8 protein-coding genes are annotated in these 14646 nt (G+C 73.6%); 4 read left to right on the plus strand and 4 right to left on the minus strand.

Going from position 1 to position 14646, the window contains the following annotated elements:
• Positions 1–164: 164 nt before the first annotated feature.
• The gene (rpsA, locus tag ACZ7JA_RS33495; RefSeq protein WP_009322963.1) at positions 165–1658 is read right to left on the minus strand and encodes a 30S ribosomal protein S1; all 1494 of its coding nucleotides are present in this window, start codon (positions 1656–1658) and stop codon (positions 165–167) included.
• Positions 1659–2020: 362 nt separating this feature from the next.
• Here rpsA and ACZ7JA_RS33500 point away from each other — a divergent pair, with 362 nt between their 5' ends.
• Together ACZ7JA_RS33500 and hrpB are read left to right on the plus strand one after the other, a co-directional pair.
• Positions 2021–2845, plus strand: coding sequence for a class I SAM-dependent methyltransferase (locus ACZ7JA_RS33500; RefSeq protein WP_351672457.1), 825 nt, complete (start codon positions 2021–2023; stop codon positions 2843–2845).
• A gap of 127 nt (positions 2846–2972) precedes the next feature.
• On the plus strand, positions 2973–5501 hold the full coding sequence (gene hrpB / locus ACZ7JA_RS33505; RefSeq protein WP_470812205.1) for an ATP-dependent helicase HrpB: 2529 nt from the start codon (positions 2973–2975) through the stop codon (positions 5499–5501).
• 450 nt (positions 5502–5951) lie between these two features.
• On the opposite strand, the gene ACZ7JA_RS33510 is transcribed toward hrpB, so the two are convergent.
• Positions 5952–7688 (minus strand): lytic transglycosylase domain-containing protein, encoded by a 1737-nt coding sequence (locus ACZ7JA_RS33510; protein WP_389452027.1) that lies wholly within the window; start codon positions 7686–7688, stop codon positions 5952–5954.
• A 321-nt stretch (positions 7689–8009) separates the two neighbouring features.
• Here ACZ7JA_RS33510 and ACZ7JA_RS33515 point away from each other — a divergent pair, with 321 nt between their 5' ends.
• A complete protein-coding gene (locus ACZ7JA_RS33515) occupies positions 8010–8864 on the plus strand; it encodes a DUF4184 family protein (protein WP_389452030.1) in 855 nt (284 codons plus the stop codon).
• Here ACZ7JA_RS33515 and ACZ7JA_RS33520 read toward each other — a convergent pair.
• Both ACZ7JA_RS33520 and polA read right to left on the minus strand, forming a co-directional pair.
• A complete protein-coding gene (locus ACZ7JA_RS33520) occupies positions 8782–9189 on the minus strand; it encodes a hypothetical protein (protein WP_389304286.1) in 408 nt (135 codons plus the stop codon). The genes ACZ7JA_RS33515 and ACZ7JA_RS33520 overlap by 83 nt on opposite strands.
• Positions 9190–9358: 169 nt before the next feature.
• Positions 9359–12082: a DNA polymerase I gene (gene polA, locus ACZ7JA_RS33525; RefSeq protein WP_389304284.1), complete on the minus strand. Its 2724-nt coding sequence runs from the start codon at positions 12080–12082 to the stop codon at positions 9359–9361.
• A 197-nt stretch (positions 12083–12279) separates the two neighbouring features.
• Here polA and ACZ7JA_RS33530 point away from each other — a divergent pair, with 197 nt between their 5' ends.
• A complete protein-coding gene (locus ACZ7JA_RS33530; RefSeq protein ID WP_389452033.1) occupies positions 12280–14634 on the plus strand; it encodes an FdhF/YdeP family oxidoreductase in 2355 nt (784 codons plus the stop codon).
• Positions 14635–14646 lie beyond the last annotated feature (12 nt).

The following is a 14646-nucleotide window of genomic DNA, read 5'->3' on the forward strand; positions in this document are numbered from 1 at the left end:
TTCCCGGGTCACCGCGCTGATCAGGCATGTCCCGGACGCCGACTTGACGCCCTGTCAGCAGCCGCGGTGGGAGAGCGGCCGGCCCGCCCCGGAAAACCCCGAAGGGCCGCACCTCGAAAGGTGCGGCCCCTCAGTGGCTATCAGCGAGCCCTAGCGGCTGGCGGTCAGCTCTGGCCTCCGGCCAGCTTCTCGCGCAGCGCGGCCAGCGCCTCGTCCGAGGCGAGGGCACCGGAGGTGTCCGCACCCTCGGAGGAGTACGAACCGCCACCCGACGCGGCCGGAGCGGCAGCCTCGCCGCCCTCGGCGGCAGCGGCGGCGTCGGCCTCGCGGGACTTGATGACCTGCTGCTGGTGCTGCTCGAAGCGGGACTGCGCCTCGGCGTACTGGCGCTCCCACTCCTCCCGCTGCTTCTCGTAGCCCTCGAGCCAGTCGTTGGTCTCGGGGTCGAAGCCCTCGGGGTAGATGTAGTTGCCCTGGTCGTCGTAGGACGCGGCCATGCCGTACAGGGTCGGGTCAAACTCGACCGAGGCCGGGTCGGCACCGAAAGACTCGTTGGCCTGCTTCAGCGAGAGGCTGATGCGACGACGCTCGAGGTCGATGTCGATGACCTTGACGAAGATCTCGTCGTTGACCTGGACGACCTGCTCCGGGATCTCCACGTGGCGCTCGGCCAGCTCGGAGATGTGGACCAGACCCTCGATGCCCTCGTCCACGCGGACGAACGCACCGAACGGAACCAGCTTCGTGACCTTGCCGGGCACGACCTGGCCGATCTGGTGGGTGCGGGCGAACTGCTGCCACGGGTCTTCCTGGGTCGCCTTCAGCGACAGGGAGACGCGCTCGCGGTCCATGTCGACGTCGAGGACCTCGACGGTGACCTCCTGGCCGACCTCGACGACCTCGGACGGGTGGTCGATGTGCTTCCAGGACAGCTCGGAAACGTGGACCAGACCGTCGACGCCACCCAGGTCCACGAAGGCACCGAAGTTGACGATCGAGGAGACGACGCCGGAGCGGACCTGACCCTTCTGGAGGGTCGTGAGGAACGTCTGGCGGACCTCGGACTGGGTCTGCTCGAGCCAGGCACGGCGGGACAGGACCACGTTGTTGCGGTTCTTGTCCAGCTCGATGATCTTCGCCTCGAGCTCCTTGCCCACGTAGGGCTGGAGGTCGCGGACACGGCGCATCTCGACCAGGGAGGCCGGGAGGAAGCCGCGGAGGCCGATGTCGAGGATGAGACCACCCTTGACGACCTCGATGACGGTACCGGTGACGATGCCGTCCTCTTCCTTGATCTTCTCGATGGTGCCCCAGGCACGCTCGTACTGGGCGCGCTTCTTCGAGAGGATCAGGCGGCCTTCCTTGTCCTCCTTCTGGAGAACAAGGGCCTCGATCTCGTCACCGACGGCGACGACCTCGTTGGGGTCGACGTCGTGCTTGATCGAGAGCTCGCGGCTCGGGATGACACCTTCGGTCTTGTAACCGATGTCGAGCAGGACCTCGTCCCGGTCGACCTTCACGATGACGCCGTCGACGATGTCGCCGTCGTTGAAGTACTTGATCGTCTCGTCGATCGCGGCGAGGAAGGCTTCCTCGTTACCGATGTCGTTGACCGCAACCTGCGGGGTGGTGGCGGTGGTCTCGGTGCTGCTCGTCATGTGGGAAAGGGCTCCGGTACGGACATTGAAGTCGTAGGTACTGCTACGCCGGGAGCCCGTATCGCTCTGCAGAAGCCGGACAGCCAAGGAAGCGCCCCACCAGGAACTGGTGATGGCGCCTCGACAACCGAGGGGACATACAACAGATGCGAGCGCAGCCTGCTACGTCTGAGGTGCGCAGGCCCGCAGCGCAACTTGTAGCATACGGGGGCAGCCGGGCATGGTCAATGCGCGAAGGCGCACACCCGGGGCGGATCGCCGCATAACCGGCACAGGAAACGTCCCGCGAGGCCGCACAGGCCTTCGTCCCGCCGTGTCGCGCCCGGCGGGTTGGACGGAAGAGTACGACGAGGGAGCCGATCATCCAAGAGCCGGAACAGCCCGATCCCCACGGGTTCGAGGCGGAAGCCACCCGGCGTGACGCCGGGGTCGCGGAGAGCAGCCGCGCCAACCGGGGCTGGTGGGACCGCAACGCGGACGAGTACCAGGTCGAGCACGGGACGTTCCTGGGCGACGACCGCTTCGTATGGGGTCCGGAGGGCCTGGACGAGGTGGAGGCGGAGCTGCTGGGACCGCCGGAGGAGCTGAAGGGCAAGGAGATCCTGGAGATCGGCGCGGGCGCCGCCCAGTGCTCGCGCTGGCTGGCCGCCCAGGGCGCCCGGCCGGTGGCCCTGGACCTCTCGCACCGCCAGCTCCAGCACTCGCTGCGGATCGGCGGATCGATCCCGCTCGTCTGCGCCGACGCCGGCGCGCTGCCGTTCGCGGACGGTTCCTTCGACCTGGCGTGCTCGGCGTACGGGGCGCTGCCGTTCGTCGCCGATCCGCGGCTGGTGCTGCGCGAGGTGCGCCGGGTGCTGCGGCCGGGCGGCCGGTTCGTCTTCTCGGTGACGCACCCGGTCCGCTGGGCCTTCCCGGACGAGCCGGGCCCGGAGGGGCTCTCGGTGTCCGCGTCCTACTTCGACCGCACGCCGTACGTGGAGCAGGACGAGGAGGGCCGGGCGGTGTACGTCGAGCACCACCGGACGCTCGGGGACCGGGTGCGGGACATCGTGGCCTCGGGCCTGCGCCTGGTGGACCTGGTGGAGCCGGAGTGGCCGGCGTGGAACACCTCGGAGTGGGGCGGCTGGTCCCCGTTGCGGGGGAACCTGATCCCGGGCACGGCGATCTTCGTGTGCGAGCGGGACTGAGCGGGGCGTTCGTCTCCGCTGTTTCCGTTCCTTACGTGCGCGCGCGTGTCCCTGCCCGCGCGAGAGGCAGCCGTCCCGGCAGGTACGCGCGTGGAGGGCGTTCCCGCCGCCGTACGACACTGGGGGCGTGATCCGTTACGACGCCCTGGACGTGCTGCCCGTGCGGGCCGCTCTGCCCGCTCTGACCGACGCCCTGGACGCGGAAGGTACGGCCGTGCTGGTGGCGCCGCCCGGCACGGGCAAGACGACGCTGGTGCCGCTTGTGCTCGCGGGGCTGGTCGGGGACGGGCCGGCGCGGCGTGTCGTGGTGGCGGAGCCGCGGCGGATCGCGGCGCGGGCGGCGGCCCGCCGGATGGCGTGGCTGCTCGGCGAGCGGACCGGCGGCAGCGTCGGCTACACGGTGCGCGGTGAGCGGGCCGTGGGGCGGCACACGCGTGTGGAGGTCGTGACCACGGGTGTGCTGCTGCAGCGGCTGCAGCGGGACCAGGAGCTGTCGGGCGTCGACGTGGTGGTGCTGGACGAGTGCCACGAGCGGCATCTGGACGCCGACACGGTGGCCGCGTTCCTGTGGGACGTGCGGCAGGCGTTGCGTCCGGAGCTGCGCCTGGTGGCCGCCTCCGCGACCACGGACGCCCAGGGGTGGGCGCGGCTGCTGGGCGGGGCGCCGGTGGTGGAGGCGGCGGGCGTCGCGCATCCGGTGGAGGTCGTGTGGGCGCCTCCGGCGCGGCCTGTGCGGCCGCCGCACGGGATGCGGGTCGACCCGGCGCTGCTCGCCCACGTCGCCTCGGTGGTGCGGCGGGCGCTGGCCGAGCGGGCGGGGGACGTGCTGTGCTTCCTGCCCGGCGTCGGGGAGATCGCGCGCGTGGCCGGGCAGCTCGGGGACCTGGACGGCGTGGACGTGCTCCAGGTGCACGGCCGGGCGCCGGCCGCCGTGCAGGACGCGGTGCTGGCGCCCGGGGAGCGCCGCCGGGTGGTGCTGACGACGTCGGTGGCGGAGTCGTCGCTGACGGTGCCCGGGGTGCGGGTGGTGGTGGACTCGGGGCTGGCGCGGGAGCCGCGCGTGGATCACGCGCGCGGGCTGAGCGCTCTGGTGACGGTGCGGGCGTCGCGGGCCGCCGGGCGGCAGCGGGCGGGGCGGGCCGGGCGTGAGGCGCCGGGTGTGGTGTACCGGTGCTGGACGGAGGCGGAGGACGGCCGGCTGACGGCTTTCCCGGCGCCGGAGATCAAGGTGGCGGACCTGACGGCGTTCGCCCTCCAGGCCGCCTGCTGGGGTGATCCCGACGCCTCGGGACTGGCGTTGCTGGATCCGCCGCCGGGCGGCGCGATGGCTGCGGCGCGGGAGGTGCTGACCGCCGTGGGCGCGGTGGACGCGGCGGGGCGGGCGACCGGGCTCGGGGTGCGGCTGGGCCGGGTGGGGGTGCATCCGCGGCTGGGACGCGCCCTGCTGGACACGGCTGGCAGGGGCGCGGAGGCCGTCGCCCTGCTCTCCGAGGAGGTGCCGCGGGAGTACGGGGACGATCTCGCCGGGGCGCTGCGGCGGGCCCGGCGGGGCGGTGACGCGTACGCGGGGCGGTGGGCCGCGGAGGTGCGGCGGCTGCGGGCCGTCTCGGCGGACTCCCCGCCCGCGGCCTCCGCCGATCGCCGGACGCGGGTGGGCGGGGCCGCCCCGGGCGCGGGGGGCGGGGTGGACGGGCTGGTCGGGCCGACCGTCGCGCTGGCGTTCCCGGAGCGGGTCGCGAGGCTGGACGGCGGCTCCTATCTCATGGTCTCCGGGACCCGGGCCGAGCTGGGCGACGGGTCGGCGTTGAGCGGTGCGCCCTGGATCGTCGTCGCCGTGGCCGACCGGGCCGCCGGGAAGGGGCACGCGCGCGTGCGGCTCGGCGCGGCCGTCTCCGAGGAGGTGGCCCGGGCCGCCGCGGGCGCGCTCCTCGAGGAACGGGACGAGGTGCGCTGGGCCGGCGGGGACGTCGTGGCCCGGCATGTAGAACGGCTCGGCGCCGTGGAGCTGGCCGTGCGGCCGCTGAAGGAGGCCGATCCCGCGCTGGTGCGGGCGGCCCTGCTCGACGGGCTGCGGGCCGAGGGGCTGGGGCTGCTGCGCTGGTCGCCGGACGCGGCGGCGCTGCGGCAGCGGCTGGCGTTCCTGCGGGCGCATGCCGGTGAGCCGTGGCCGGAGGTCTCGGACGAGGCGCTGCACGCGCGCGTGGACGAGTGGCTGGAGCCGGAGCTGGGCCGGGCGCGGCGGCGGGCCGACCTGGGGCGGATCGACGCCGGGCAGGCGCTGACGCGGCTGCTGCCGTGGGCGAGCGGGGAAGCGGCCCGGCTGGACGAGCTGGCGCCGGAGCGGATCACCGTGCCGAGCGGGTCCAGGATCCGGATCGACTACCGGGATCCGGAGCGGCCGGTGCTCGCCGTGAAGCTGCAGGAGATGTTCGGGCTGCGCGAGACGCCGGCCGTGGCGGGGGTGCCGCTGCTGGTGCACCTGCTCTCGCCGGCCGGGCGGCCCGCCGCCGTCACGGCCGACCTCGCCTCGTTCTGGCGGGACGGCTACCGGGGCGTGCGCGCCGAGCTGCGCGGGCGCTATCCGAAACACCCGTGGCCCGAGGACCCGGCGACGGCGGAGCCCACCCGGCACACCAACGCACGCCTCAAGCGCTGACCTTTGCTGCGCCGAGGGCGCCCGTCTGCCCAGGCGGAGGGACGGCCTCGGCGGGTTGTGCCGGCCTTCCGAGCCGTGCGGGCCTTCCGAGCCGTGCGGGCCGAGCCACGCGGGCCCGCTGCCTCAAGCACCCGTGACCCGAGGACCCGGCGACCGTGGAGCCGACCCGGCACACCAACGCACGGCCTGGACGCTGACCGCCGGTGCACGAAGGGAACCGCCCGCCGGAGCCGAGGGACGCCCTCGCCGTCCTCTACCGGCCGCGTATGCCGTGCCGCCCTCCCGCCCCGGGCTGCGCGGGCGTTGACCGAAGCACCCGTGACCCGAGGACCGGGCGACGGCCGGGCCGACCCGCACGCCAGCGCACGACTCGAGCGCTGACCGCCGGTGCCCCGAGGGCGCCCGTCCGGTGGAGCGGAGGGGCGCCCTCGGCGCTGTCCGGCGGTCGTGTCAGGACGTCGCGGACGGGCTCGGTGAGGGGTCGGCCGAGGCGTCGGCGGCGGCGACCTTCAGTTCGACGGTGACGGTGCCGCCGCCGGGGGTGGTGACCCGGAGCAGGAAGGTGCCGGTGGTGTCGTCCGCGTACAGCGCGGGCAGCGTGAGCCGGCCCTCGGCGTCGGTCTGCAGCCCGGTGAGGGTGCGCACGGCCTTGCCGTCGGCGTCCTTGAAGTAGGGGCCCTTGTCGTTCTCGGTGGCGTCGTCGGCGGCCTTGATCAGGGTGGCGGTGGCCGCGACCCGGTCGGCGGCGGCGCCCTTGTAGGTCGCCTTCACCTGGATCTTCTCGGCGAACTCGCCGCCCGGGGTGCAGGTCATCGCGGTGTCGCCGGTGCGGGTGAGGGTGTCGGCGGCCCGGGGCGTGACGGTGGCGGTGTAGCCGACGCTCTTGACCTGGTGGCCGACGACAGCCGTGGTGATCTTGAAGTCGCCGGTCTTCTCGCCCGCCTGGAGGGCCGGTGCGAGCGCCACGCCCTTGGCGTCGGTGGCGACGGTGGCGACGTTCTCGCCGCCGGCGAAGGTGGCGTCGGTGTCGCCGGTGATGGTGAACCGGATCCTGACCTTGGCGACGGCCGCTCCCGCCTTGGTCTCGGCGCGGGTGCCGATCCGCTGTCCGAACGCCTCGCCGGCCATCGCGGTGAGCTGTGCGGTGCCCGCGTCCTCGAGGTGGTCCACGGTCTCGGACGGGGTGGGCTGCGTCGGGGGGACGGGCGGCTTCGGCGGCTGGGGTTCGGGGCTCTCGCCGCCGCTGCCCGGCCGGGTCGGCTTCGGGTCGGGCTTGTGGTCCGGCTTGTGCCCGGGGTTCGTCGCCGGCGGGCTGGACGGCGCCGGGGTGTGGGTGCGCGGGGCGCCGTCGTCGCTGCGGTGGCTGGGGACGCCGCCGGTGCCGTCGGGCACGGAGTGGGTGCCCTTGCGGTAGTACTGCAGCCAGTTGAGGACCAGGTTCAGGTAGTCCTGCGAGTTGTTGTAGCTGAGGATCGCGCTGTGCAGACCGGCGTCGGTGGACATGTCCCAGTCGTTGCGGCACAGGTAGTGGCCCGCGGCGAGCGCGGCGTCGTAGACGTTGTTCGGGTCCGCCTTGCCGTCGGCGTTGCCGTCGCGGCCGGCCCAGGCCCAGGTGGACGGGATGAACTGCATCGGGCCGATGGCCTGGTCGTAGTGGCTGTTGCCGTCGTACGCGCCGTGGTCGGTGTCCTTGATGAGCGCGAAGCCGTTGCCGTCGAGCTGCGGGCCGAGGATCCGGCCGATCGTGGTGCCGTCGGCGTCGACGCGGCCGCCGCGGGCCTGGCCGGACTCCACCTTGCCGATGGCGGCGAGGAGTTGCCAGGGCAGGTTGCAGCCGGGCTTGGACGAGCGCAGCTCGGCCTCGGCCTTCTTGTAGGCGTCGAGGACGGTCGCGGGGATGCCCGCCTCCGCCTCGCCCCGGGCGACGGGGTCGCCGACGGTCGACGAGGGGCCGGGGTTGGGGCTCTTCAGCGGTGGAAGGTCCGTGTAGTACGGCGAGTTGCCGGTGGCGTCGCCGCCGGACGCGGCATCGGGTGCGGGGCTGCTGGAGCCGGCCGAGGCCGGTCTGCCGTGGTCGTCGCCGGCCGCTCCCGGAGCCTGGGACGCGGACAGTGCCGCGACCGCCGCCGCGGCCACGGCGGTGCTCGCCGCTCCCTTGCGCAGCCGCCTGCCGATGTGCGCCGCCATAGAGTGAACCCCTCCCGTGGACGCCTGCCGCGTCCGTCTCCGTCTGTCCGCCTCGCTCTGGTGTGACGGTTGACCCGGTGCTCTGGTTGCCCCTGTTCCGACATTCCGTTCGTGCGACGGGTGTGCGCTCGTGCCGCCGGACACGGCAACCCAGGTGACCCTACGACAACTTGTTTGCCGTGGGCACCCGTTCGCGTCCGCTTTTCACCGGTTGGCCGACACTGTCCGGCCGGGGGGACCGCGAAGGGCGCCGACGCATACTGGAGCGGACGTGATCACCGGTCGCGAAGCCGCGGCCGACGACCGCCCGAGGGGGCCCTGTTGCCGTTCACACTCAGCCACGCGGCGGCCGTACTGCCCGCCGTCCGCCGGGACGGCGGCGGACGGGGCCGGCTGGTGCCCTCGGTGCTCGTCGCGGGGTCCTTCGCGCCGGACGTCACCTATTACGCGGCGAGCGTCCGGCGGGACGCGATGGGGTTCGGGACGGTCACGCACTCCTTGCCCGGGGTGGTCGGCGTGGACGCCCTGATCGCCTGGGCGCTGGTGGGCTTGTGGCTGTTCGTGCGGGAGCCGCTGGTGGCGCTGCTCCCCCGGGCCCGCCAGGGGCGTGTGGCGGCTCTGCTGCGCTGCGGCGCGCCACGCGCGCGTGTCAGCGCGGGCTTGCTGCTGTGGGGTTACGTCTCGGCGGTGCTCGGCGCCCTGACGCACGTCGTGTGGGACGCGTTCACGCACCACGACCGGTGGGGGTCGCGACTGGCCGGTTTGGGCGGGGTGGTGGCGGGCCTGCCGCGGTACACGTGGCTGCAGTACGGCTCGTCGGCGCTGGCGGCCGTGGTGATCGCCGTGTTCCTGGTGGGGGCGCTGCGGCGGGCGCCCGCCGGGGCACCGGCGGGGGTGCCCGCGCTGTCGGTGCGGGACCGGTGGTGGGCGGCGGCCGTGATCGGGGGCTGTGCCCTGGCAGGAGCGGTGCAGCGGGCGGCGCGGTGGTGGGCGTACTGGGGTACGTCGGTGCGGCCGCTGGATCTGGTGCCGACCCTGTGCTTCGGGGTCGGGGCCGGGCTGCTGCTCGGGGTGCTGCTGTACGCGGCCGGGGTCAGGGTGTGGCGTCCGGTCCGGGTTCCGGGCGGTCCTGGCGGGGTGGTCGGTGCGGGCCGGGACCGGTCGGCGGCTCGGTGAGGGCGGCCACGAAGACGGTGAGGGTGTGTCTGGGGCGGGCCCGGGGGATCGCGGTGAGCAGCAGCGCCAGGTAGGCGCGGGCGAGGTCGGCCCAGGCGCGCCGGTCGGCGGTGCGGCGGAGTCGGGCGCGCGGCCGGCGCAGCAGGCCGGCGACGGCTTCGCGGGCGGCCGCGGTCCGGACGAGGGGGATGCGGGCGGTGCTTGCGCCGGGCGCGAGGGCCGGGACCGGTGAGGCGGCCGCGGGCGCGCCGGCACCGCTGCCGGTCTCGGCCCGGGCGCCGCCCCGTACCTCGTGGGTCCGGCGGTGGAGCATGCGTATACCCATGCCCGCAGTGTTGCGGCTGCGGGCACGGGGCTGCGTTCTGGCGGGGTCCACGTGAGTGAAGAACCCCGCCGGGGCTCCGCCGGTCAGGGGTGCGGCGCCCCTGCCGGTGTCGGACCGGTCAGGGGTGCCTACGCCGGTGCGGTGCCCCATCCGGGACACCGGACCGGCGTCAGTGTGCCGCCGACTCCCAGTCGCGGCCGACGCCCACCGAGACGTCCAGCGGGGCGCGCAGCTGGACGGCGCCGGCCATCTCGCGGCGGACCAGTTCCTCCACGGCCGCGCGCTCGCCGGGGGCGATCTCCAGCACGATTTCGTCGTGCACCTGCAGGAGCAGGCGGGACTTCAGGTCCGCCTCGCGCAGGGCCCGGTCGACGTCGAGCATGGCGATCTTGACGATGTCGGCGGCCGTGCCCTGGATGGGGGCGTTGAGGGCCATGCGTTCGGCGGCCTCGCGGCGCTGGCGGTTGTCGCTGTTGAGGTCGGGGAGGTAGCGGCGGCGTCCGAAGAGCGTCGCCGTGTAGCCCGTGGCCCGTGCCTCGTCGACGACGCGGCGCAGGTAGTCGCGGACACCGCCGAAGCGCTCGAAGTAGGTGTCCATCAGGCCGCGGGCCTCGGCCGCCTCGATGTTCAGCTGCTGGGAGAGGCCGAAGGCGGACAGTCCGTAGGCCAGGCCGTACGACATCGCCTTGATCTTGCGGCGCATCTCCGCGTCCACCGCGTCCCGCCCGACCGAGAAGACCTGGGAGGCGACCGTGGTGTGCAGGTCCTCACCCGTGGTGAACGCCTCGATCAGGCCCGCGTCCTCGGACAGGTGGGCCATGACGCGCAGCTCGATCTGGCTGTAGTCGGCGGTCATCAGGGACTCGAAGCCCTCGCCGACGACGAAGCCGCGGCGGATGGCCCGGCCCTCGTCCGTGCGGACCGGGATGTTCTGCAGGTTCGGGTCCGTGGACGACAGCCGGCCGGTCGCGGCCACCGTCTGGTTGAAGGTGGTGTGGATGCGGCCGTCGGCGGCGATGGTCTTGATCAGGCCCTCGACGGTGACGCGGAGCTTCGCCTGCTCGCGGTGCCGGAGCATGATGACCGGCAGCTCGTTGTCGGTCTGGGTGGCGAGCCAGGCCAGGGCGTCGGCGTCGGTGGTGTAGCCGGTCTTGGTCTTCTTCGTCTTCGGCAGCGCCAGCTCGCCGAAGAGGACTTCCTGGAGCTGCTTGGGCGAGCCGAGGTTGAACTCGTGGCCGGCGGCGGCGTGGGCCTCCTTCACGGCCTGCTGCACGGCGCCCGCGAACGTCTGCTCCATCGCCTCCAGGTGGGCGCGGTCGGCCGCGATGCCGTCGCGTTCCATGCGGGCGAGCAGGGCGGAGGTGGGCAGTTCCATGTCCCGCAGCAGGTCGGCGGCGCCGACCTCCTGGAGGCGGCCCTCGAAGGCCTCGCCCAGGTCGAGGACGGCGCGGGCCTGGATCATCAGGGCCTCCGCCTCGGCTCCGTCGTCCGCGCCGAAGGCGAGCTGGCCGTCGGCCGCGGCGGCGGGGGCCAGCTCGCGGTGGAGGTACTCCAGGGACAGGGCGTCCAGGTCGAAGGAGCGGCGGCCCGGCTTGACCAGGTACGCGGCGAGCGCGGTGTCCATCGCGACGCCGTCGACGCGCCAGCCGTGCTCGGCGAGGACCCGCATGGCGCCCTTGGCGTTGTGGAACACCTTCGGGCGGGCGGCGTCGGCGAGCCAGCCGGCGAAGGCGCGCTCGTCGGCCTCGTCCAGCTCGGCCGGGTCGAACCAGGCGGCCGCTCCTCCGGCCGCGGCGAGGGCGACCTCGGCGACCGAGCCGGTGCCCAGCGCCCAGGTGTCGACGGTGGCGACGCCGAGGGTTCCGGTGCCGTGCTCGGTGAGCCAGCCGGCCAGTTCGCCGGTGCGCAGGACGGCGCCGTCCAGCTCCACGCCCTCCGCCACGATGGGGGTGGCCTCGGCCTCCTCGCCGCCGGGGTCGACGGCGAAGAGCCGCTCGCGCAGCGACGGGTTGCGGATCTCCAGGGTGTCCAGGACCATCGCGACGGTCTTGCGGTCGTACGGCGCCCGCTCCAGGTCGGTGACCGTCTTCGGCAGCTCCACCTCGCGCTCCAGCTCGGTGAGCAGCCGGTTGAGCTTGACGGACTCCAGGTGGTCGCGCAGGTTCTGGCCCGCCTTGCCCTTGACCTCGTCGACGCGCTCGACCAGTTCCGCGAACGAGCCGAACTGGTTGATCCACTTCGCGGCGGTCTTCTCGCCGACGCCGGGGATGCCGGGGAGGTTGTCGGACGGGTCGCCGCGCAGGGCGGCGAAGTCCGGGTACTGGGCGGGCGTCAGCCCGTACTTCTCGAAGACCTTCTCCGGGGTGAACCGGGTCAGCTCAGAGACGCCCTTCGTCGGGTACAGCACGGTCGTGTGCTCGGTGACGAGCTGGAAGGAGTCCCGGTCGCCGGTGACGATCAGCACCTCGAAGCCCTCGGCCTCGGCCTGGGTGGCGAGGGTGGCGATGACGTCGTCCGCCTCGAAGCCCTCGACGGCGAAGCGCTGCGCGTGCATGGCGTCGAGCAGCTCGCCGATCAGCTCGACCTGCCCCTTGAACTCGTCGGGGGTCTTGGAGCGGTTCGCCTTGTACTCGGTGAACCGCTCGGAGCGCCAGGTCTTGCGGGACACGTCGAAGGCCACCGCGAAGTGGGTGGGCGCCTCGTCACGCAGGGTGTTGGCCAGCATCGACGCGAAGCCGTAGATCGCGTTCGTCGGCTGGCCCGTCGCGGTGGTGAAGTTCTCCGCGGGCAGCGCGAAGAACGCGCGGTAGGCCAGCGAGTGCCCGTCCATGAGCATCAGCCGGGGACGGCCGCCGGGGGTGCTGTCGGTCTTCTTCGATGCTGTGTCTGCCACGTCCCCGATCCTGCCACGCCCCACTGACAGCCGGGACCGGTCCGCCCCGCGGCGGGCGCCGGGGCGACCCGGCACACCGCCGTCGCGGGCGGCGGCCGGGGGCCCGCGCGCCCGCTGTGGCCGCCCCGGCGGCCTGTCGGCGCCCCGTGGGAGGATCGGTGGCGTACGTCTCACACGCAGTCGAAGGGGAGCGGGCGATGGCGACGAAGCCGCCCAAGGGTGATCCGGTCCAGGACGCGCCGCAGGTCGCGGAGCCCAGGCACACGGCGGCGGGCCTGCCGGCCGTCGGCCACACCCTGCGCATCGCCCAGCGGCAGATGGGCGTGCGGCGCACCGCACTGACCCTGCTGCGCGTGAACCAGAAAGACGGCTTCGACTGCCCGGGCTGCGCCTGGCCGGAGCCGGAGCACCGGCACAGGGCGGAGTTCTGCGAGAACGGCGCCAAGGCGGTGGCCGAGGAGGCCACCCTGCGCCGGGTCACCCCGGAGTTCTTCGCCGCGCACCCCGTCGCCGATCTCGCCGGGCGCAGCGGGTACTGGCTGGGCCAGCAGGGCCGGCTCACCCATCCCATGTACCTCGCCGAGGACGGCACGCACTACGAGCCGGTCACCTGGGAGCGCGCCTTCGGCATCGTCGCCGAGGAGATCTCCGCGCTGGCCTCCCCGGACGAGGCGGTCTTCTACACCTCCGGCCGCACCAGCAACGAGGCCGCGTTCCTCTACCAGCTCTTCGCGCGCGAACTGGGCACCAACAACCTGCCGGATTGCTCCAACATGTGCCACGAGTCGTCCGGTTCGGCGCTGTCGGAGACCATCGGCGTCGGCAAGGGCAGCGTCCTGCTGGAGGACCTGCACCGGGCCGACCTGATCATCGTGGCCGGGCAGAACCCCGGGACGAACCACCCGCGGATGCTCTCCGCGCTGGAGAAGGCCAAGGCGAACGGCGCGCGGATCATCAGCGTCAACCCGCTGCCCGAGGCCGGACTGGAGCGGTTCAAGAACCCGCAGACCCCGCAGGGCATGCTGAAGGGCGCCGCGCTCACCGATCTGTTCCTGCAGATCCGCATCGGCGGCGACCAGGCCCTGTTCCGCCTCCTGAACAAGCTGATCCTGGAGACCGAGGGCGCGGTCGACGACGAGTTCGTGCGGGAGCACACGCACGGGTACGAGGAGTTCGCCGAGGCCGCCCGCGCTGCCGACTGGGAGGGAACGCTCGCGGCCACCGGTCTCACGCGCGCGGAGATCGAGCAGGCGCTCGGCATGGTCCTCGCCTCGCGGCGGACCATCGTCTGCTGGGCCATGGGCCTCACCCAGCACAAGCATGCGGTGCCGACCATCCGCGAGGTCGTCAACTTCCTCCTGCTGCGCGGGAACATCGGCCGTCCCGGCGCGGGCGTCTGCCCGGTGCGCGGTCACTCCAACGTGCAGGGCGACCGCACGATGGGCATCTTCGAGCGGCCCGCGCCGGCCTTTCTGGACGCGCTGGAGAAGGAGTTCGGGTTCGCGCCGCCGCGCGAGCACGGCTTCGACGTCGTGCGGGCCATCCGGGCGCTGCGCGACGGCGAGGCGAAGGTGTTCTTCGCCATGGGCGGCAACTTCGTCTCCGCCTCCCCCGACACGGAGGTCACCGAGGCGGCCATGCGGCGCGCGCGGCTGACCGTGCACGTGTCGACCAAGCTGAACCGCTCGCACGTGGTCACGGGCGCGCGTGCCCTGATCCTGCCCACCCTGGGCCGCACCGAGCGCGATGTGCGGGGCGGCGGCGAGCAGTTCGTGACCGTCGAGGACTCCATGGGCATGGTGCACGCCTCGCGGGGCCGTCTGGAGCCGGCGAGCCGGCACCTGCTGTCCGAGCCGGCGATCGTGTGCCGGCTGGCGCGCCGGGTGCTGGGCGCGGACAGCAAGGTGCCGTGGGAGGAGTTCGAGGAGGACTACGCGACGATCCGGGACCGCATCGCGCGCGTGGTCCCCGGCTTCGAGGACTTCAACGCGCGGGTGGCCCGACCCGGCGGCTTCGCGCTGCCGCACGCCCCGCGCGACGAGCGCCGCTTCCCGACCGCGACCGGGAAGGCGAACTTCACCGCGGCCCCCGTGGAGTACCCGGAACTCCCCGCCGGGCGGCTGCTGTTGCAGACGCTGCGCTCGCACGACCAGTACAACACCACCATCTACGGCCTGGACGACCGCTACCGGGGCATCACGGGCGGCCGCCGGGTGGTGCTGGTGAACGCCGAGGACGCGCGCGCCCTGGGCGTGGCCGACGGGGCGTACGTCGACCTGGTGAGCGAGTGGCGGGACGGCGTGGAGCGGCGGGCGCCCGGCTTCCGCGTCGTGCACTACCCGACGGCGCGGGGCTGCGCCGCCGCCTACTACCCGGAGACCAACGTCCTGGTGCCGCTGGACGCCACGGCCGACACCAGCAACACCCCGGCCAGCAAGTCCGTCGTGGTCCGGCTGGAGCACGCCCTGGGGGGCGCGGCGGGGGGCGTCGCGGGCGAGCGCCGCCCGCAGGCCCGCCCGGAAGGGCGTCTGGAACAATCGGCGACCGACTGAGCGTTTGCTCAG

The sequence above is a fragment of the Streptomyces sp. NPDC038135 genome, assembly GCF_055601245.1.